The 20090-nt window shown below is 42.0% G+C and carries 13 protein-coding genes; 8 read left to right on the top strand and 5 right to left on the bottom strand.

The window, feature by feature from the left end:
• Positions 1-24 precede the first annotated feature (24 nt).
• From ACJ9PY_RS25745 to ACJ9PY_RS25725, 5 genes are all read left to right on the top strand, one after another.
• Positions 25-1641 (top strand): ABC transporter substrate-binding protein, encoded by a 1617-nt coding sequence (locus ACJ9PY_RS25745; RefSeq protein ID WP_057278170.1) that lies wholly within the window; start codon positions 25-27, stop codon positions 1639-1641.
• A 115-nt stretch (positions 1642-1756) separates the two neighbouring features.
• Positions 1757-2761, top strand: coding sequence for an ABC transporter permease (locus ACJ9PY_RS25740; protein ID WP_098864885.1), 1005 nt, complete (start codon positions 1757-1759; stop codon positions 2759-2761).
• 12 nt (positions 2762-2773) lie between these two features.
• The gene (locus ACJ9PY_RS25735) at positions 2774-3676 is read left to right on the top strand and encodes an ABC transporter permease (protein WP_048685793.1); all 903 of its coding nucleotides are present in this window, start codon (positions 2774-2776) and stop codon (positions 3674-3676) included.
• A gap of 207 nt (positions 3677-3883) precedes the next feature.
• Entirely contained in the window at positions 3884-7621 is a 3738-nt protein-coding gene (locus ACJ9PY_RS25730; protein WP_411739277.1) for a S8 family serine peptidase, read from the top strand.
• A gap of 641 nt (positions 7622-8262) precedes the next feature.
• Positions 8263-8679, top strand: coding sequence for a hypothetical protein (locus ACJ9PY_RS25725; RefSeq protein WP_063574662.1), 417 nt, complete (start codon positions 8263-8265; stop codon positions 8677-8679).
• 69 nt (positions 8680-8748) lie between these two features.
• On the opposite strand, the gene ACJ9PY_RS25720 is transcribed toward ACJ9PY_RS25725, so the two are convergent.
• Complete coding sequence (locus ACJ9PY_RS25720) at positions 8749-10194, bottom strand: PLP-dependent aminotransferase family protein (protein ID WP_411739276.1); 1446 nt, start codon at positions 10192-10194, stop codon at positions 8749-8751.
• 123 nt (positions 10195-10317) lie between these two features.
• Here ACJ9PY_RS25720 and ACJ9PY_RS25715 point away from each other — a divergent pair, with 123 nt between their 5' ends.
• Complete coding sequence (locus ACJ9PY_RS25715; protein WP_411739275.1) at positions 10318-10926, top strand: LysE/ArgO family amino acid transporter; 609 nt, start codon at positions 10318-10320, stop codon at positions 10924-10926.
• A gap of 132 nt (positions 10927-11058) precedes the next feature.
• Here ACJ9PY_RS25715 and ACJ9PY_RS25710 read toward each other — a convergent pair whose 3' ends face one another.
• The 3 genes from ACJ9PY_RS25710 to ACJ9PY_RS25700 all read right to left on the bottom strand — a co-directional run bounded on the left by ACJ9PY_RS25710 (position 11059) and on the right by ACJ9PY_RS25700 (position 17028).
• The gene (locus tag ACJ9PY_RS25710) at positions 11059-14031 is read right to left on the bottom strand and encodes a DEAD/DEAH box helicase (RefSeq protein ID WP_411739274.1); all 2973 of its coding nucleotides are present in this window, start codon (positions 14029-14031) and stop codon (positions 11059-11061) included.
• Positions 14024-15649, bottom strand: coding sequence for a hypothetical protein (locus ACJ9PY_RS25705; protein WP_057278161.1), 1626 nt, complete (start codon positions 15647-15649; stop codon positions 14024-14026). The genes ACJ9PY_RS25710 and ACJ9PY_RS25705 overlap by 8 nt, the downstream gene beginning before the upstream one ends.
• A 485-nt stretch (positions 15650-16134) precedes the next feature.
• Complete coding sequence (locus ACJ9PY_RS25700) at positions 16135-17028, bottom strand: helix-turn-helix domain-containing protein (RefSeq protein ID WP_057278160.1); 894 nt, start codon at positions 17026-17028, stop codon at positions 16135-16137.
• A gap of 547 nt (positions 17029-17575) precedes the next feature.
• Between ACJ9PY_RS25700 and ACJ9PY_RS25695 the strand changes: the two genes are divergently transcribed.
• Positions 17576-17893: a hypothetical protein gene (locus ACJ9PY_RS25695; RefSeq protein WP_411739273.1), complete on the top strand. Its 318-nt coding sequence runs from the start codon at positions 17576-17578 to the stop codon at positions 17891-17893.
• A gap of 28 nt (positions 17894-17921) precedes the next feature.
• Here the strand turns inward: ACJ9PY_RS25695 and ACJ9PY_RS25690 are convergent, their stop codons facing one another.
• Positions 17922-18065, bottom strand: coding sequence for a hypothetical protein (locus ACJ9PY_RS25690; protein ID WP_411739272.1), 144 nt, complete (start codon positions 18063-18065; stop codon positions 17922-17924).
• 468 nt (positions 18066-18533) lie between these two features.
• Here ACJ9PY_RS25690 and ACJ9PY_RS25685 point away from each other — a divergent pair, with 468 nt between their 5' ends.
• Positions 18534-19970 carry a hypothetical protein gene (locus tag ACJ9PY_RS25685; RefSeq protein ID WP_411739271.1) on the top strand — a complete coding sequence of 479 codons (1437 nt, stop codon included), beginning with the start codon at positions 18534-18536 and terminating at the stop codon, positions 19968-19970.
• Positions 19971-20090 lie beyond the last annotated feature (120 nt).

The following is a 20090-nucleotide window of genomic DNA, read 5'->3' as shown; positions in this document are numbered from 1 at the left end:
TCGCAAATAATAAGGGGGAAGAATATGAAGAAAACATTGGCATTGTTGCTGACTGGTATCCTGGCTCTTTCGCTGGCGCTTGCGGGATGCTCCTCGTCTACATCAAAAGAGAAAGATGATGGTAAAGGGGGATCGAGTGAAGCGAAGGGCGGCGTATTGATATACGGTAAAGGCGGAGATGCTGTCGGTCTTGACCCAGCTATCGTAACCGATGGGGAATCATTCATCGTCACTCAGCAGATTTTTGAAACGCTTGTGAAATATGGGGAAGATGATACGGAAATCAAACCGGGTCTTGCAAAGTCATGGGAAGTGTCCGATGACGCGAAAACATACACATTCAAATTGGAAACCGGAATCAAGTTCCATGATGGTACGGATTTCAATGCAGATGCGGTCGTAAAAAACTTTCAACGATGGGCAAAAAGTAAGGATGAAGGGAAATTTGCGTACTATGCCTCCATGTTCGGAGGATTTGAAGGCGATGAAGGTCATGTTATCAAAGAAGTAAAAGCGATCGATGCGAGCACGGTGGAATTCACTTTGAACCGTCCGCAGGCGCCGTTCCTGAAAAACCTTGCCATGCCTACATTCGCTATAGCCAGTCCTGATGGAATTGAAAAAGAGGGTGACGACTTCACTAAAAATCCATCTGGTACAGGTCCTTTCAAGTTCAAATCATGGAAACCTGGCGATACGATTGAAGTGGTGAAAAACGATGACTATTGGCAAGATGGACTGCCTAAACTTGATGGAGTCACGTTTAAGGTCATTAAAGATAACTCTGCACGTTTAAATGCTGCAATCAAGGGTGAAATAGACCTGATGGACGGGTTGAACCCAAGTGATATCAGTAAGGTTACAGGAGATGAAAAACTGCAAATATTCGAACGAGCATCCATGAACGTCGGGTACTTTGCTTTCAATGTTGAGAAAGCGCCATTCGACAAGAAAGAAGTGCGTCAAGCCATCTCGCATTTGATCAACAAAAAGGAAATCATTGATAATTTTTATGAAGGCACAGCAGAGCCTGCCAAGAATCCTATGCCTCCATCGGTTTCTGGCTACAATGACAAAATCGAAGACTATGATTACGATGTAGAAAAAGCGAAAGAACTGCTGAAAAAGGCTGGACTTGAAGACGGATTTAAAATGGATCTATGGGCAATGCCGGTACCGCGCCCATATATGCCGGATGGTCAAAAAGTGGCTGAAGCCATTCAAGCAAGCCTAAAACAAGTCGGCATCGAAGCGAATATCGTTTCGTACGAATGGGCTGCATATTTAGAGAAAGTGCAGGCTGGTGAAGCCCAATCCTTCATGATGGGCTGGACAGGCGATAATGGAGATGCGGATAACTTCCTTTATACATTATTGGATAAAGATAATATCGGCTCCAACAACTATGCCCGTTACGCAAACGATGAAGTCCATGAACTGCTGATCGAAGCCCAGTCCACGGCAGATGAAGCCAAGCGTAATGAGTTGTATGGAAAAGCCCAGGAAATCATCCATGATGAAGCTCCATGGGTTCCGCTTGTACACTCTTTACCTCAGTTAGCCGGATCTAAGACGGTCAAAGGGTTTGTTCCACATCCAACTGGTTCACAATCCCTTGTTAATGTTTCTCTAGAAAATTAACCGTACGAACCGGGTAGTATGGAGTCTTGCATGCTTCCCGGTTTTGTTATGGAATGCATTTCAAAATGATCCAGGGCGCTTCGAAGGACCCTAATTTAAAAGGCGGGTGATTGTTTTGTTTTCCTATACCGTACGACGTTTAGGATCTCTCATTCCGGTATTACTCGGAATGGCGTTTATTGTGTTCATGATGATACGGGCAATTCCTGGAAATCCAGCACAGGTGATTTTAGGGCAGCAAGCAACGGAAGAGGCAGTCGCTGCGATGACAAAGGAACTTGGCCTGGATAAACCTTGGTTCATTCAATTTTGGGATTACTTATCAGGCCTGTTAAAGGGGGACCTGGGTGTTTCGTTAAAAACGAATAGTCCGGTTTCGGAAGAAATTGGACCATACTTGATGGCCACGATAGAACTGGCCTTGATCGCAATGATCATCGCCGTGGTCATAGGCGTGAATGCAGGGATAGTATCAGCTTGGTTTCAAAACTCATGGTTTGATTATGTCGCCATGGTGATTGCGTTGATTGGTTTGTCCATGCCTATTTTCTGGCTGGGATTAATGGAGCAATACATCATTTCAATTCAATGGGATTTACTTCCGACGACAGGGCGGGACAATATCAGGGATCCTGTTGAGGCCATAACCGGACTGTATTTGATAGATACACTCATGGCTGGCAGGGTTGATCAGTTTTTCGAGGTGATCAAGCATCTCATTTTGCCGGGGATAGCGCTTGCTACCATTCCGATGGCGATTATTGCAAGGATGACACGTTCGTCCATGTTGGAAGTCATGAGATCGGATTTCATTCGTACGGCTCGTGCTAAAGGAATGAAAATGTTTTGGGTTGTTTACAAGCATTCCTTTAAGAATGCCTTGATTCCAGTGGTGACGGTTATCGGTCTGCAGACAGGATTACTTTTAGGCGGCGCCATTTTAACGGAAAACATTTTTGGATGGCCAGGTATCGGTACATATATTTATGATGCAATCCTATCTCGGGATTATCCGGTGATACAGTCCGGAATTCTCGTCATCGCCTTTTTGTTTGTCATGATTAATCTAGTTGTGGACTTGTTGTACGCAGTGATCGATCCTAGGATTAAGTATAAATAGGGAGGGAAACTCATGCCTGAAATAGCAACGAATACTCCGCCAATCCTTCCTCCAAAAGAGGCAGAGGAAAAAGTCATCTCTCCCTGGAAGGAAGGCTGGAAAAGCTTTAGGAAAAACAAGGTAGCCATCGTGGGTCTGGGGATTGTTTCATTTTTCATCTTAATCGCCATCTTCGCGCCCGTTATAGCACCTTATTCATTTGATGGGCAAAAGCTAAGTGATAAACATTTGGCCCCGTCTGCGGAGCATTGGTTCGGAACGGATGAATTTGGCCGGGATATTTTGAGCAGGGTCATTTATGGCTCGCGCATTTCAATAGGGGTCGGCTTCTTATCTGTTGCCGGATCTGTTGTGGTTGGGTCTTTTTTGGGGATCATTGCCGGTTATTACGGCAGGTGGATAGATACGATCATATCGAGGATCTTTGATATTATTCTGGCCTTTCCTAGTATCTTGCTTGCCATTGCTGTCGTTGCCGTTTTGGGGCCCTCCCTTCGCAACGCACTTATTGCCATCGCCATCGTCAATGTCCCGATATTCGGCCGGCTTTTACGATCACGGGTCTTAACGGTGAAAGAAGAGGAATATGTAACGGCTGCAAAGGCAATTGGAATGGGGGATGGCCGCATTCTCCTTCACCATGTCCTTCCGAATAGCCTTGCACCGATTATTGTTCAAGGTACCTTGGCGATTGCAACAGCCATCATTGAGTGCGCAGCACTCGGCTTTCTCGGTCTCGGTGCACAGCCGCCAGCACCAGAGTGGGGGAAAATGCTCGCCGATTCCAGGGCGTTCATCATTCAAGCGCCATGGACGGTTCTCTTCCCTGGACTTGCGATCATGCTTACGGTACTCGGCTTTAACCTAATGGGGGATGGGCTGCGTGATGCCTTGGATCCAAGAATGAAAAACTAGAAGTAAAAGGGTGATGTTAGTTTAACATCACCATCTTTTTGCCGTTTATCTTGTAAATCTAACAAAATATGAAAAATAATAAAAAAATCCTAGTTCTAAATAGGAAAATAGTGACTATTACCCCTTAAAATCACCCCAAAAGTTGTGATACTTTTATACTCAGTAAGAATATTCCAAAAATTGTTTATTTTAGAGGAGGAAAGTTCATTGATCAAACGTAGCTTGTCCATTCTAGCAATCTTTCTATTAGTATTTACTGCAAGCGTTTCCGCAGCCAAGCTCCCAGATCCCCCGACAGGCTCGGGCGGTGCAGGTAAGAAGAATCAGGAAAGCATTATAAAGCTGAAGAAAAATGACATGGGGAAGAAATACAAAAGCAATGAGAAGGTCAGGGTCATCGTAGAGATGAAGGAAGCCCCGGCAATAGAAACCGCTTCGAAAGAAGGAAAGCTTTTTAAACAATTATCAAAAAATAAGAAACAACAATTAAAGTCTGAAAAGCTAGCTACTCAGAAGAAATTGAAAAAAAAGGTGAAAGAGAAAAAAATAGCTTTCAAGGAACTTGAGAGTTTTACGACAGTCGTCAATGGATTCAGCGGTGAACTTCAGTATGGTGAGATCAAAAAGGTGGAAGCCATGCCTGAAGTTGCTGAAGTACATATAGCGAATGAATATGAACGTCCTGCAGAGAAACCTGAAATGCTATATAGCAAAGAGCTTGTCCAAGCCCAGGAAGCATGGCGGGAATATGGATATAAAGGGGAAGGGATGGTCGTCGGGATTATTGATACTGGAATCGACCCATCTCACCGTGATATGGTCCTGAACGACGAGAATAAGGCTGAACTGACTGAAAGTGAAATCAGCGCGATGAAGGAATCCAGCCATCTATTAGGCAATTACTATACGGCCAAGGTTCCTTATGGATACAATTACATGGATGAAAATGAAGAAATCCTTGACCTTGGTGAAGAGGCTTCCATGCATGGGATGCATGTGGCAGGTACGGCCGGAGCCAATGGAGATGAAGAGAATGGCGGCATTAAAGGGGTTGCTCCTGAAGCCCAGCTGCTTGCATTAAAGGTCTTCGGAAATGATCCCGACATGCAGACAACATGGGGCGATATATATATTAAGGCGATTGACGATGCCATCATTCTTGGGGCGGATGTGCTGAATATGAGCCTTGGCTCCACTGCAGGCTTTGTATCGGCAGACGATCCGGAGCAGCAGGCGGTATCCAGAGCTGTTGATAATGGGATCCTCATGTCGATTTCAGCAGGAAACTCGGCACACTTTGGAAATGGATTTGCCAACCCATCAGCCTCGAACCCGGACATTGGCGTTTCAGGTTCACCTGGACTTGCTTACGATTCTGTACAAGTGGCATCGGTAGAGAATAATTATATGGATTTGGATGCAGCGACTTATGAAATAAACGGTCAAGCAGGAAAAGCTCCATTCATGTCGGCTTCAAGCGTGCATCCCAATGCCTTGAAGGATAAATCACATGAATTGGTGGCTGCTGGTCTTGGGACGCCAGAGGAGATTTCCAAAGTGGATGTTAAAGGCAAGTTCGCCCTCATCGAGCGAGGCACGCTTTCTTTTATAGAAAAGGCGCAAAATGCCCAGGCAGCAGGAGCGACAGGAGTCATAATTTACAATAATGCTGACGGATATATTTCCATGGCTACAGATCCAAGCATCACCATTCCCCAGCTGTTCATGTTGAAATCGGATGGTGCAAAGCTGAAAGCGGCCTTAGCGGATGGCGAAAAGGTGATGATTACCTTTAATGGTGATAAAACAAAAGCTGTAAATCCAGAAGCAGGGAAAATGAGCTCATTCAGTTCATGGGGAGTCGCACCGAACTTGGATTTCAAACCGGAAATCACCGCTCCGGGCGGACAAATTTATTCAACGCTGAACAATGATGAATATGGAATGATGAGTGGTACTTCGATGGCGGCGCCGCATGTTTCCGGCGGCTCGGCACTGGTTCTGGAAAGAGTGGATAAAGACTTTAAATTAGAAGGCTCAGCCCGGGCTAATTTAGCGAAGAACCTGATGATGAATACATCAAAACCATTAACGGATCAGGGGGTCGTCAATAAGGCACTTGACTGGAAAAATCCTTACTCGCCTCGCAGGCAGGGAGCCGGGGTCATGCAGCTGCAATCCGCATTGTCAACACCTGCTGTCGTGACCGAGGCATTCACGAAAGAAGCGAAGGTTGCCATGAAGGAGGTCGGCAATAAGTTCGCCTTTACTTTAAAGGTTGAAAACTTCAGCAACAAAGCAGTCAAGTATGATGTAAAAGGAAATATCCAAACAGACTATGCAATCCAGGGACAACTGGGCTATTCCGCTAACGTGCTGGAAGCACAGGAAATTAAGAACGCTACGATTAAAATCAATAATAAAAATACAAATAAGATTACCGTTCCTGCAAAAAAATCGATTACATTCGAAGTGAAAGTGGACATATCCGACGCAAAGGTACTTGGTGATGACCTTCAAACTCTTGTAGATATTGACAAGGTGTTTCCAAACGGCTATTTTGTTGAAGGGTTCATCTCATTGAAGGATCCAGCCGATTCGAATCCGGAACTGAATGTACCGTATGTAGGATTTAAAGGGGAATGGGACAAAGCCCCAATCCTGGATGGCACCAAATATGACAAAGAATCTTTCTATGGCATGGCAGGGGGAGTATCAACAGCAGGTGAAGATTTCACGTATCTTGGCTATGACCCCGCGGGGAAAACATTCAATGGCAAAAATATCGCGATTTCCCCAAATGGCGATGGTGCACAGGATGACTTCGTGCCTGTCCTATCATTCTTAAGGAATGCGAAAAAGGTAGAATACTATATATTGAATGGTGAAAACAAATCAGTCCGGAAACTTCGCACAGAGAATAATGTACGCAAGGACTATTATGATGGCGGACTAGGGACCGCATACACGCTGGATCCAGCCCGTAAATGGGACGGTAAAATCAATAATGCACTCGCTAAGGATGGGGTCTATTATTTTGAAATCAAAGCGATGATAGATTACGAGGGTGCAAAATGGCAGACGGTTAAAATGCCAATCAAAATCGATACGGTAAAGCCGACGGTCAAGATTTCGAAAAAGGGCAATGTTTTAACCATCCAAGGTAAGGATAATTTGAATGGTTCAGGGCTTGCTTATTACGATGTACAAGTCGATGAAGCATCCATCATGGAAGAGCCGCTCCCGGCGAATGCTAAACAATTCACCCTACCTGATGTAAAAGGGGAAAAGGTTCAGGTTGTGGCAATCGACTATGCAGGTAATGAGAAAACGGCTGAAACCGAATTGGCCGGTGATTCGGCTCCAATCGATAATCATGCACCAGCTGTAAAGATCAAGAGTCCTGAAGCCTTGAGCGTGAACAATAAAAATAAAATCAAAATAACAGGAGAAATTGAAGAAGCGTCGGAAATAAAGGAATTTAAAATCGACAATAAAACGGTACCTGCAACGTATAACAAAACGAATAAAAAATATGAATTCTCATATGAAAAGAAATTCGAAGATGGTGTCCAAAGCTTCACCGTTAAAGCAACCGATAAATGGGATAACACGGTTTCCTTTAAAAGGACGATAATGGTCGATGCAACAAAGCCGGGTTTAAAAGTTAAAGGCGTACCGGAAACTGTGGGATTCAAAGGCAAAAATCCAAAAGTGGACGTGACGGTAGAAGATAATTTCGATGAAATCCGCCTTTACCTGAACGGAAGTGAAATATTCTATCATGAATTCAAGGAACCATACAAAATGCGTTCCTATAAGAAAAAGATAGAGGATTTGGAACTGCCGCTTAAGACTGGCAACAACAAGATTGAATTTAAGGTGACCGATCTTGCAGGAAATGAATCGAAAAAATCCTTTAACATCAATAAAGCAAAAAAATAAACGAAACGCAGCCCTCTTATTCAAGAGGGCTGTTTTTTGTGGACAAATACGAAGAAAGCGAGTTTGCCTACAGTTTTTTCTTAATAAGTTCCAGTTGATTTCTGAAATCTAATAGGATTTCATTTCATATGAAAAGGTAAAAATTAATGGAGGAAAAACAATTCTTCCTTTCTTCATGGTTCGGGTTAATCCATTCCGAAGCTCCTTTTGTACGAAGCCTACAGTATGCTTTAAAAAAACATACCAGTTGATTGAAACGAAAGGTACGGGACTCCTGCGGGAAAAGCGTGTCCAAGGGAGACCCCGCAGGCGCAAGCCGAGGAGGCTCCCCGACCGCCCGCGGAAAGCGAGTGCCTGGAGTGGAAATCAACGTTTCAATTGTACTAACCCTCAAAAAAACTGTAGGCAAAATCAATTATTATCGAGTTGTTCTATAGTCTAAGCCCTCTTACCCAAGAGGGCCGTTTTTGCGTAATAAGATTTCCGGATTTTGAATATTTCGTGAAGATGGAGTAGTTTACTGTAATTTCACCGTGTTAATATGGAAATCTCTTGGTTAGGAAGTTTTTTCATTATCCGGCAGGTATATCGAATAGGATAAAAGAATTAGGTATAAAGGGTTTATTAAAAGGAGGGTATCTATGAATTATAAGAAGAAATCTAGCAATAAAGTAACTAGTATTGCAATTACAGTGAAATTCGAAAGGAGAGGAAGCGACAGGTCATATCTTACAAAAACGAGTTTCTTTGATGCACTTCAGCACGTCCATTCTCCCTTTGAAAAGGATCCCCGCTCAGATTCACCCTATCAGGATTTTCCTCTATGTCAGGAGGTAACCCTTTCTTTTTTTGAAAGTGGTGCTAAAACATCTATTAATTATGACCCCCACCAAGGAAAAATCATCATTGAGGAAAGTTCAGAGACTTATCAGCTGAATAAGGGGGAGGCGCTTACTGCAATCCTCGATCATATCATGATCAATCATGGCTATCACCATTCTTTTTTCATCATCCAGCAAAAAGAGCGGAACGTAAAAATGAAAGCTGCCAATAAGTGATATGGATGGAGCTGCCAAGGCAGCTCCATTAATGTTTCGCCATGATGAGCGTTCCTATCCTTGGAGATGTCAAACCAACCGCCGAATGATCTTTGAAAGGGTTTGGATGCCATAAGCTAATTGTTCCTCCGAGGCGTATGAATATGAAAGCCGTATATGTGTATGGTTATTTGGTTCGTATATGTATCCCGGATTAAGAAGTATGTTTTCCTTTATCGCTTGCTTGAAAAGGTTTGGATTCACGATGGGTTTACATAATTTAAGCCATATATAAAATCCGCCTTGAGGTATTTGCCATTCGGCCAGCCCTTTAAAATATTGATTGAGAAGAGTTAATGTAAAATCCCTGCGTTCCTTCAACTCTTGCCTTAGCCACTCTATATGTTTTGAATATTGACCATTTGCTAACCATTCTGCCACAAGGTGTTGGGAAAGTGCACTGGAACCGTAATCCATTTGCATTTTGATGTCCGCTAAACGTTCAATCACAGTTATGGGGCCAGCAATCCAGCCGATGCGCAATCCTGGGCTTAAAGTTTTGGACATGCTGCCAATGTGCAATACAAGGCCATCTGCATCAAGGGATTTTAATGGCGGCGGCGGTTCCTCACCAAACCACAAATCACTATATACGTCATCTTCAATAATCGGGATCTGTTCTTTTTTGCATAGTGATAGGAGGTTAAGTCTTTCTTCTTTTGACCATGTAGTATTCGTTGGATTGTTAAACGTTGGGACAGTATAAAACAGTGACGCTTTCTTCCGTCCATTGATGCGCTTCATTTGTGTCGGGATACTTTCACGTCCTTGTTTTGATAAACCTACTAAATGCATGCCCGCAGATTGAAAAGGGTGGACGGAATTTAAATAGGAAGGGGACTCATGTAAAATCATCGATCCCTTTTGAAGTAAACCAACTGAAATCAACTGGAGTGCCTGAAGCCCGCCTGAAACGACCATGAGGGAGCTGGGACTTGCGTTAATCCCTTTTGTTTCTAAATAAACACTTATACATTGGCGAAGTCTCTTGTCACCCTTGGGTTCGGAATATCCTAATGAGTGCGCATCAAAGGTAGTGGAGCGCAACGTCTTTTCGATTTGCTTTGTAGGCAATAGAGCTGGAGATAATTCCCCAGTGCCTAGTCTGATGATGGCAGTGTCCGTTTCATACTGATTAATATCCTGAATCGTTTTTAAATTAGGTTCATGAAGGCCATTCCGGACATAGTTTTTCCAGTCGGGCTGTTTGCTGGAGACGAGCACATTCCATGTATTATTGGAAACGAATGTGCCAGAACCAAGCTTAGTTTCCAATAATCCGTCTGCAATCAATTCATCTATGGCTGTGATGATGGTACTTCGGTTTACGCCAAATGAGTCGGCCAATGAGCGTTGTGATGGAAGCTTAGTGCCAACTGGCCATTCCCCCCGTGTAATTTGTTGTTTGATCCAATCTACTATTTGTTGGTGAAGTGATTGCGCGGAAGACCGGTTTGGTCCCCATTCGATAAACATACGAAAACCACTCCTTTCATGTTCTATATTCATTATAAATTGGTTGGTTTGAAGACCAACCAATTGGATGGTCAATTCCTTTGTTTAATTCATTATACTGAATAAAAGGAAGGGGGTATTCATATGGGTCCATTTTTTCATGGATTATTATTGGCATTAGGGCTGATACTTCCATTGGGAGTGCAAAATGTTTTCATTTTTAATCAAGGAGCAATCCAACCTACAATAAAAAAAGCATTGCCAGCAACGATCACGGCTGCAATTTGTGATACGGTGCTCATTCTGTTAGCTATTTTAGGTGTATCGTTGATTGTCATGCAATACGATTGGTTGCGCCTTACATTAATCATAATCGGCGTTATATTTTTATTGTATATGGGCTTTCAGATTTGGGTTGCCAAATCAAACTCACAGTCAGGTGTCCAATCCATGCAGATGTCGACAAAAAAACAAATTGTATTTGCTCTGTCCGTATCATTACTGAATCCGCATGCAATCCTGGATACGATAGGTGTAATCGGTTCGAGCTCACTTGTTTATTCAGGAAATGATAAAATGATTTTCACCATGACGTGCATCTTTGTGTCATGGTGCTGGTTCCACGGATTATGTCTTGCGGGAAGATTGCTGAAAAAGGTTGATACATCTGGAAAATTCCTTGGAATATTAAATAAAATTTCTGCAATTATCATTTGGATCACAGCCCTCTATATGGTGAAGTCGCTTTTTTGAATCAGATAAACGTTTTCGAACCAAACGATGCCATGTATAACAGGACGTCTATGTATAAAAAAAGGGGAATGCATATCATATATGCATTCTCCCTTTTTTTGCCCTCAATCATCTCATAATCGTGAAATCTGGTTATTGAAGAGCGACCAAGTCCTTGATTTCCTCTGTGGAAAGTTCAGTGATCCAGTTGTCACTGCTGATGATTTCGTCGTTCAAGGCTTGCTTTTTATCAAGCATCTGGTCGATTTTTTCTTCCAGGGTCCCTGTGCAGATTAGCTTATGAACGTGAACGAAACGCCGTTGACCAATTCGGTAAGCACGGTCGGTGGCTTGATTTTCAACAGCTGGGTTCCACCAGCGATCATAGTGAATCACGTGGTTTGCTTCTGTAAGATTAAGACCCGTGCCGCCTGCTTTCAATGAGAGTATGAAAATAGGGAATTCCCCATCTTGGAATCGGGTGATCATTTCATCACGCTGCTTCTTGTTCGCACTCCCGTTCAGGAATGGCACTTCAAAGCCATATCGTTTTTCCAGCAATTCTTTAATCATATTGCCCATCCCGATATATTGTGTGAAAATGAGACAGCTTTCATCCTGTTCGCGGACCGCATCGATAAGCTCGGTCAGCTTCTCGAGTTTGCCTGATCGGTTAGGTGCCTTCATGATGTTTTCCTTTTCCGTCTCTTTTAAGTAAAGAGCTGGATGGTTGCATAGTTGCTTTAGCTTATTCAGCATCTGGAGGATGATGCCTTTTCTCTCAAAGGCAGACAGTTGTTCGATATCAGTGAATGTATCTTTAATCAGTTGTTCATACAACGATGCTTGCTCGGTGGTAAGCGGTACGAATTCCTTTTGTTCTTGCTTATCCGGAAGATTAAGAGCGACTTCCTTATCGCGTTTTGTACGGCGAAGCAAAAATGGCTGTATCAAACGCTGCAATTCCTTGATTTTATCCTTTTGTTCATCACGCTCAATGGTCGCCACATATTTTTCCTGAAACTGACCTAGCGTTCCGAGATAACCTTTGTTGATGAAGTCGAAAATCGCCCATAGCTCACTTAAACGGTTTTCCATCGGCGTACCCGATAAGGCGATATGATGTCTGCCATTTAGCTTTCGGACCGCCTTGGATTGCTTCGTTTGGGCATTCTTGATGTTTTGTGCTTCATCAAGGATAACGCTGCTCCAGTGGATCGAGGTCAATTCAGCCACATCTTGGTGGGTCAGTCCATATGATGTTAAGACAATATCATGTTCGGCTGCCAGTTTAGTAAATGCTTCACCTTTAGCACGATTCGATCCATAGTGAAGGTGAACTTTAAGTGAAGGTGCGAATTTTTCCAATTCCTTTTGCCAGTTGCCAAGGACCGATGTCGGGCAGACGATGAGCGCCGATTGAACAGAGACGGATTCAGGGGCAGTGGCAATGACCTCAGCCTCATCACTGCTCTCTGTGCCGCGATCCTCTTCGACGATGATCGGTTCACTCTTTTGTTCGTCCCTGTGCGCAGCGGGCAGCTCTTCACCAGCTCCTTCTTTGCCTTTCACATGAAGCAGGTAGGCAATCATCTGGACTGTTTTTCCAAGTCCCATATCGTCGGCTAGACAAGCACCAAAACCATGCTCCCTTAAAAAAAGGAGCCAGCTCATGCCCAGTTTTTGATAGGGGCGTAAATCTCCTTGAAGTGCATTAGGGACGGGCAGGACGGATATGTTCTTGGTTTCCCTGAGCCTTCCCACCATTTTACGGAGCTCCTGGTTCAATTCAAATTGAATCCGAAGCATTTCATCGTTTTCAGAATCATCATCGCCATCTTCATTTACGCCATTCAACAGTTCCTGCTGCAGCAAGTCAGTCAGTTGGATGCCTTTTTCATTGGCTGTTTCCATAAGCTCCTGAATTTGTTTAATGAAAGCTGGGTCAAGCTTGACCCATTGGCCGCGGATGAAGACAAGTCGCCTTTTTTCATTGACGAGCTCCTCGAACTCCGCCTCAGTGAGCTCTTTGCCATTTAATGAGAATCGCCAATCAAAGTCCATCAAAGCTTTTAACCCTACATAAGACGGGCCGCGATTCGATTGGCTCTTCACTTTCGCCTTGACCTTCAATGAGGATTCCTTCAAGGCAAGCCACCACGATGGAAGGAGAATTTCGACGCCAAGAAACAGGAGCTTTTCGCTTGCATCGGTCAAGAACTCCCATGCGTCCGTTTCCGAAATCTCCCTTTTCAGACGGCCATTCTCCCCAAGCCATGGCACGACGAGTTGCCAGCGTTTCGTGGCACGAACCACATCACTTGCATACTTGTTCCAGCCCCGCGGCAGTTTTTTTCCTGTATATGTTTCAATGATAGTCTCATCCCTTTTGGAACGAAGGGTAACATCGAGTATCCAAGGCCCATTACCCTCAGGAGGCTCAGTTAAACGGAGACCTATGGTGAATGGTTTTGGGTCGGGCAGGGTACCGAGCCATTCCTGCCAGCTGTCTTTGTCAAAAAAGGCCTGTAATTCTTCGGGGGAAAGTCGTGTATCCTTTAACGCCCCGACGGCTTCACTCCATTTATGCTGCATGGGTGAATAGTTTTTTAAATACATGTTAGCGGCACCGTTATACCACTTTTCGATAAAAGTACGGTTGGTTTCCGGTTCAGGTGAAGGAAGATCCAAAGATATTTCTTCTTCCCAAAAGGACGGGACGAATTCCTCTTCCACTTCTTCCGGCAGTTTCCAGCCGATGGAGTCCAATTGAAGATTAGTGAAATCCGGTACGGGGATTCCAGCTTCTATGGATTCATGAAGAACGGGCGCTGCTGACAGGCAAAGGGAGGATATTTCGGACCATTCCCATTCTATGAAGGAGTTAAAGCTTTCCCTCGCAAAAAAGTTGAGAAGTCCCCAAGCGTCAAGAATGAATACTTGATTTCCATCCACTATATCCGTAGTCATTTTAGTTCCATAAAAGCTTGCGTCATCCCAGTTGAATAACAGCCTGCGTATATGATTCGTGGTGAGGAAGGTATTCTCTTCATTGACGACACCAAGGGCGTAAGTTCCGTTTTCGAGAGCGGCTATTTTGATTTTTAATTTCCCTGGATTAAACATCGATAAGCTTACCCCTTTTTAATTCTTCTTGGAAAGCGCGAAGCCGTTTGGTCGAATCTGCTACATAAAGTATATACCGTTCGAATACGTCTTCCTTTTTGCTCTTTTTATAGATGGTGCGCATCCTTTTCAAATAACGGACAGCTTGCTTATAAGCAGGCCTGTTTTTCAAAGAAACTTTTTCCTGGACCGCATGATAATAAAGGGGAAGGATTAGTTCCGGTTCTTTTGATACCACTTCTTTGATGGATTCACTGCTGATTAAGTCAATGCTGATTTCCGAGTAAATATGCATCTCCACCCATTTTTTGTATTGTCCTTGTTCAAAAAGGAAATTTGCATAGTTCCAATAGCTGTGCGGAAGGGTGGCCCTGTAAAATTTCTCAAGCAAATCAGTTCGTTTTAATTTATAACAGCAACTGTTAATTAAAGTCGTAAAGGTCCGGACGAAATCTACCCGTTTATAATAATCGGATAGACCGGCAAGGAATTCCTGAACATTATTATTGATGAATTCAATGAAAGGAATGGCCCGTGCCCGGTTTTCAGATTCAGCCAGGAGATTCAGCCAATAAAAAATGTATGGACAGGCATCCTTCTTCAATTCAAGTAGAAGCTCAATCGCTTGTTTATCATGGTTTTCCAAAAGGGATAGGTGAATGGCTGCGAGGGTATAGGACGTCCTCTCAGTGGTGCCCATATACTTCTCGGGAAGTTCTTTATTGATTCGTTCAAGTTCCTCTTTACGCCATGAGGAGTTGGAGAATAAGTAGCTCCATATCTCCCGGTAGAGGTCGATCTTTTCATATTCGAGGCCTTCCCCTCCATCCAGCAGTTTAGCTACATCTTCCTTGATGCTGAAAACGAAGGGGTCAAAGGCGAAGGGCCGCGCTTGCCTGCTTAGCGGCTGTACCGTTTCATGTAGCTCTTCTGCCAAGTCGACGGCAAGTGCATAAAAGACCCTGATCGTTTGGGTCTCACTTTTATGCAGCTGAATCATTCTCAGTGTCTGCTGCATTGTGCAAAATTGCGTAACGAAATGATAAAGCAACTTCCATTCCCTTTCCATTGGAGCTTTTGAGCTAAGGCGTTTAAAGTAAGTTTGTATATGATTTTCAATCATGTAAGTAGCCTCGCCTATATGGGGCTCGACATGTTCCGCAAAGGCATCATTCACGAATTGCTTCCATGATGGATAGCTTTTATCTAAGGTGATGGATCTCCCCGCCGCCTGTTTAAGTAATTCACTTGCCGGTTTCACCTGCTGCAGTGCTTGGGCGGCTGAGGCGTTTTTAGGTGCTTTCCAATCTCCCAGCCATTCGGAAACACTAGCGTGTTCGGAATATGCAGAAAAGAAAACGGCCATTTGATGCCGGCAAATGAACCTTGAATCACATGTACAGCTTCCATCCTGTGGGGAGAGCAGATTCAGCCTAGCCTTAAATCGTGTCTCTTCCTGTACCTCAGCCGCAATCGTATCTACCGCTTCTTCTTTAATATCAACGAGCCCCTGACGGTATAACTGGAGCCCTTGATTCACCACATCCGAATCTTCCGGATCCCCGGCCTCCAAAAATTCCGCCAGCCGCTCCCCAACTAACAACAACTCCCGCTCCATACTCTCCTCCTTCAGGGACCAGCCCTAGTTATATATTTTTGTATGATCATGAACCATCAGTTCTTAACTTTTCGTAATTCCCATCCCGGCTTTGTGTATATATGATCGAATGCCGGAACCGTTCTTTACGTTCTATTCAATTTAATCACTGCTTCTTGCCGTTATATTCATAAATACCCTGTAAAAGTCAATATCGTCAAAAATCCGCTTGAATATAAGCAGTTCGGATATAAACAGGAATAACCGGCATTCACGATGAACATGCCTGGAATCCTTCATCCTCATTAGCTTCACAAAACTAAGTGATGAGGGGCCGGAACCCTTTTTTAATGTGCTTTTTTTGAAGCATCTCTTTATTATACTTCATTTTGGCTTGGAATTTAAAATGTAGAATAGAGGTTTTGAAAATGATGAGTGTAAGATTATGTATATTCTTGGTTAATGGGAAGAGCCATTCCAGCGGGAATGGCTCTAAAATAAAAAAATTAGTTAACTTTCATTTCATTCTTCCAACTGTCCAACTTTTTGTTGATGAATGTAACAAAGGTATGATTTTTTTGTAAATTGAATAGAAAAGCTGACTTTTCCAAGTACTCTTTTGCCTCTTCAAAGTTACCTACGAGTTCAAAATTATACCCTAAATGGTAATGTAAATCCGCTAAAGCATATAATTGGTCATGTTCGAGGCACCACTTTATGGCATCTTGGCAGCAGGCAATGGACTCTTCGTATCGGACCAGGCGTGTTAACACTCTGCCGAAATTATAGGATAGACGTGTCTTAAGCGTTTTATCCGTCAAAAAGGGCAGGGCTTTCAAGTGATCTAAAGCTTTCCGTAACAAGGCGAATGCATTTTCGTACTGTTCTTCGGCAACATACATTACACCAAGGCTGCTTAAGATTTCAAGCTCCCGTTCCGAATAAATTTTGTCTGTCGTATGAGTAATGGCTATGGCCTGATTAATGAAATCGATGGCTTTATCTAAATCTTTATTTTTTTCATATTCGTATATTCCCTTGTGCCAAAGAATCAATTGATGATTCTTTTTATTCTGAAGAAAGAGGGGACTGTTTTCCTCAGCCTTTACAATTTGCTGCATTTCCTCATAATTTCGGGTTCTTCTGGCTATTTTTAGTTGATAAATCACTTCTTCCACGTAATCCAGCCTAGGGGTCATTCCAATATCGAAAAAATAGTTTACATCAACGCCTAAACGTTGGGAAATTAAATAGAGAGTGGATGCATATGGATAGACATCGCCCTTTTCAATCTTACTGATCTGTGCTTGTGTACAAATACCGGTTGCCAACTCTTCCTGGGAAAGCCCGATTTGTTTACGTAGTTCTTTGATCTTTTGTCCAACTGCAAAAAAATCCATTTTGATTCTCCTTAAAATATGCCTAGAGTTATATTTTGTTATGAAAAATCGGTAAAAGCGGTATGTACAGGTCCTGAACGGTTTAAATAGATTCTTTAGTCGAAATATATGGTTTTAAGAAGTGTGGTTAAATATAACTATAGAATTTATTTCTATTTTAACCAATATTTTTTTAAAAGAAAAGGAGGAATGACCTATGAAAAAAAGTACTAAAGCATTAGTCGTATCTTTTCTTATCATCGCTGCTTTTGTTATTGTCCCAAGCGAATTACCAGGCCTTTACGCAGAACTTCCAGGTTTATATAAATAAGTAAATGAAGCTTACTATAACTGATTCAAGCATCTTCAATTGAAGATGTTTTTTTATTATCATTTTTGAATGATTATTCTTTTGCGCATATTCCTGTAGTTATAATTATCTATGAATGGGGAGAGTAAGGTCCATTTGGTAGGCGTGGAAGAAACGTGAGGGTAGTTTGTAACGCCTATTTCCTTTTAATGATTTTGTTATAGTGTAAATAACAAAACGGAGAGAGGTGTAAGGTTAATGATTGATATTAATATGAAAGTTCAACCCTCTTTTTACGATGATGAATGTGCCATTGTGTTTTCTTTTTATTTTGATAAGGCAACAAGGAATATTGGTGAAGCTGTGGTGTACACATGCCAAAAATCAGATGAAAAAGAATACAGCCAAGATCATATAGATACAGATGTACAAGAAAAAATCGCCTATATTAAAGAGTTTTCCATTGCGGATGAATATCAGGCAACCTCAATGAAGAAGATTAAACATTTTTTGAATGTAATCGGTATCAAAAAATGTGTGAATCACAACCTTCAGGGAAATGAAATCGCATTTTAAACGATAAAAACTCATGACATCCCATCTGTCATGAGTTTTTACCATTTAAATGAGAGTTTTGAGCATTCATTTTCTTTTTGATGAAATCGCTCAATTGTTTCCTTTCACTTGGTTTAGCGTTATTTGTTCTTTCAAAAAATTTAAAGTGTTGATTATTTCTATTGGATTTCATGATGTCTCTCCTTTGTATTTTTTATTTACCCATTTTTTTTAAAATAAAACGTGATTTCCTCATAAAGGGATAAGAATAATGAGCCAATAGATCACAAATTATTCCTAGAGTTATATTTTCATCTGTCAATCCCTGCATATAAGGATTAATTAGATGATAATAAGTGGTAAAGCCTAAATATGGAAGAATTTCGAGTTTTATCATACTTTAAAAAAATGCTAAAATGGTCCGAATATCGGATTTTTCATTAGAAACATCAGTTTCTAGTACCCTAAAGTGAAGAGGGTTGAAGAACTCTTTTCGATGGCCCCCGAGCACTTGCTTGGGGGATCTTTTTGTTTTTTGGATAATTTGTCCACTTTATTTCTATATTATGTTTCGTTTTGTTTGTATATACATGGGTAAATATATAAGAATCAAGATGAATTAAACCTGTGTTATAGCAGTTTAATCGGAGGAATATATTTTATGGATGTGAAAGTGAAGAATGATCCCACGAAGCGAACTTTCCAGCAGTTCATTTTTCCATTTACGCTTGAAGGAAAAATGATTGAAAAGTTTGTGGGAAAATTGCTTGAGGACAATTTCGTTTTTTTGAACTTGAAAGATATGGAACAACAAAATCAATTTTACGGCGGCCATAAAGTTTCACACCGTAAATTGGAAAAGTATTTCATGCCATACATCGAGCCGATTTTATTTCCGGGTCATGCAAAACAGAAGGAAGGCTTGCGGCGTTTCACGAAAAAACTGGATATTGATTGTACCTTCGAATCACCCTATCTAAATACCCCATTTATTATTAACTCTATAGATATCTTCATATGCCCATTTCATATTGGCATGATGAATCTTCGTGTTACTTTACCTGAAGGGCTTTCACATAATGATGTGCTCTATTTTGGCGATACATTTAGAATCCTCGAACCGATTGCTGATGATGAAGAAAAAACGAAAGTTGGTTGCCGGGAAAATCAGTATGAACAAGTGAAGGATTTCATCTTCAATGAACTGTTGCCGCCTATTGAGGAATATATAGATGAAGAACAAGCGGATCCGACCTATTTTGGGAGTTTGCCCTTTTTCATCGATGAAAGAATGTATGTGATCAGTTATACGGCATTCCCTGAGAATCGTGATATTTCTAAAAATGATTTATTCCGGATCAGTGAGCTGAACGGGTATGACAATGATGGTGAGCCATATATAGGCGCATTAAACCCTGATTATATAGAAAAGTATTATCAAGAAAGGGTATATGACAGGTGGGGCGAGGAAACCTATTATGTAACTAGCATGTATCATTTCGCGTGTGTCACGAAAGCGACAGGTAAACTGGAACAAGAACTGGCAAGCGAAATGTACGGCCAGCATTTTTATACATTGTTGCTTTTCTTCTATTATAAGATCGTACTGCTTAAATTGGCTCATGAACATTCCCAGATTGATGTCGAAAAAGATCAATCGGATACAGAACAGCTGATTTTCATGATCACTCAGTTTTCTGCAAAGTACTTATTCACTGAAGTGAATAGTACGGCAATCGGTAAAGAGCTTTTCAAAAAAACGGATGAAACCTTCAGGATTGCCCCTCTCTACAGAGAAGTGAAGGAAACACTTTCCTACCTTTATCAAAATCAGGATAAACTGTCTGGGAAAAGCAGTAATTATCTTTTGCAAATACTAACGATTTATACGGTGGTCTCCGGTATATTCGGAATGAATCTATACATTGAAGATTGGAAAGGGAAATTACCATGGAAAGCGTATATGGATTACACCTTATACGAATGGGTAGCTGTCATTGTAACGACAAGCGGACTCATCATTTCAGCCATCCTGGGCTTTTTCTTCCTGAAAAAATGGCTGCAAGAGAAAAAAAGCCGAAAAAAAAGAATGCTTTAAAGTAAAGTCCTGTACGCGATGTACGGGACTTTTGTTTTAGAAAAATCATGGTTAATTAGAAAAATGAAGAAATTAAGCATGTAAAATCCCCCATTCCCCTAATATTTTGCTAAACTATAG

Source organism: Peribacillus sp. S4, assembly GCF_046715815.1.
GTDB lineage: Bacteria > Bacillota > Bacilli > Bacillales > DSM-1321 > Peribacillus > Peribacillus frigoritolerans.
This window is presented reverse-complemented; position numbering and strand designations above follow the sequence as displayed.

Bases quoted from the DNA above. Each gene is read 5' to 3' on its own strand.
- ACJ9PY_RS25690 (WP_411739272.1), bottom strand. From the start codon at position 18,065: ATGAAATCCAATAGAAATAATCAACACTTTAAATTTTTTGAAAGAACA.
- ACJ9PY_RS25725 (WP_063574662.1), top strand. From the start codon at position 8,263: ATGAATTATAAGAAGAAATCTAGCAATAAAGTAACTAGTATTGCAATT.
- ACJ9PY_RS25720 (WP_411739276.1), bottom strand. From the start codon at position 10,194: ATGTTTATCGAATGGGGACCAAACCGGTCTTCCGCGCAATCACTTCAC.
- ACJ9PY_RS25695 (WP_411739273.1), top strand. From the start codon at position 17,576: ATGATTGATATTAATATGAAAGTTCAACCCTCTTTTTACGATGATGAA.
- ACJ9PY_RS25715 (WP_411739275.1), top strand. From the start codon at position 10,318: ATGGGTCCATTTTTTCATGGATTATTATTGGCATTAGGGCTGATACTT.
- ACJ9PY_RS25710 (WP_411739274.1), bottom strand. From the start codon at position 14,031: ATGTTTAATCCAGGGAAATTAAAAATCAAAATAGCCGCTCTCGAAAAC.
- ACJ9PY_RS25700 (WP_057278160.1), bottom strand. From the start codon at position 17,028: ATGGATTTTTTTGCAGTTGGACAAAAGATCAAAGAACTACGTAAACAA.
- ACJ9PY_RS25685 (WP_411739271.1), top strand. From the start codon at position 18,534: ATGGATGTGAAAGTGAAGAATGATCCCACGAAGCGAACTTTCCAGCAG.
- ACJ9PY_RS25705 (WP_057278161.1), bottom strand. From the start codon at position 15,649: ATGGAGCGGGAGTTGTTGTTAGTTGGGGAGCGGCTGGCGGAATTTTTG.
- ACJ9PY_RS25745 (WP_057278170.1), top strand. From the start codon at position 25: ATGAAGAAAACATTGGCATTGTTGCTGACTGGTATCCTGGCTCTTTCG.
- ACJ9PY_RS25735 (WP_048685793.1), top strand. From the start codon at position 2,774: ATGCCTGAAATAGCAACGAATACTCCGCCAATCCTTCCTCCAAAAGAG.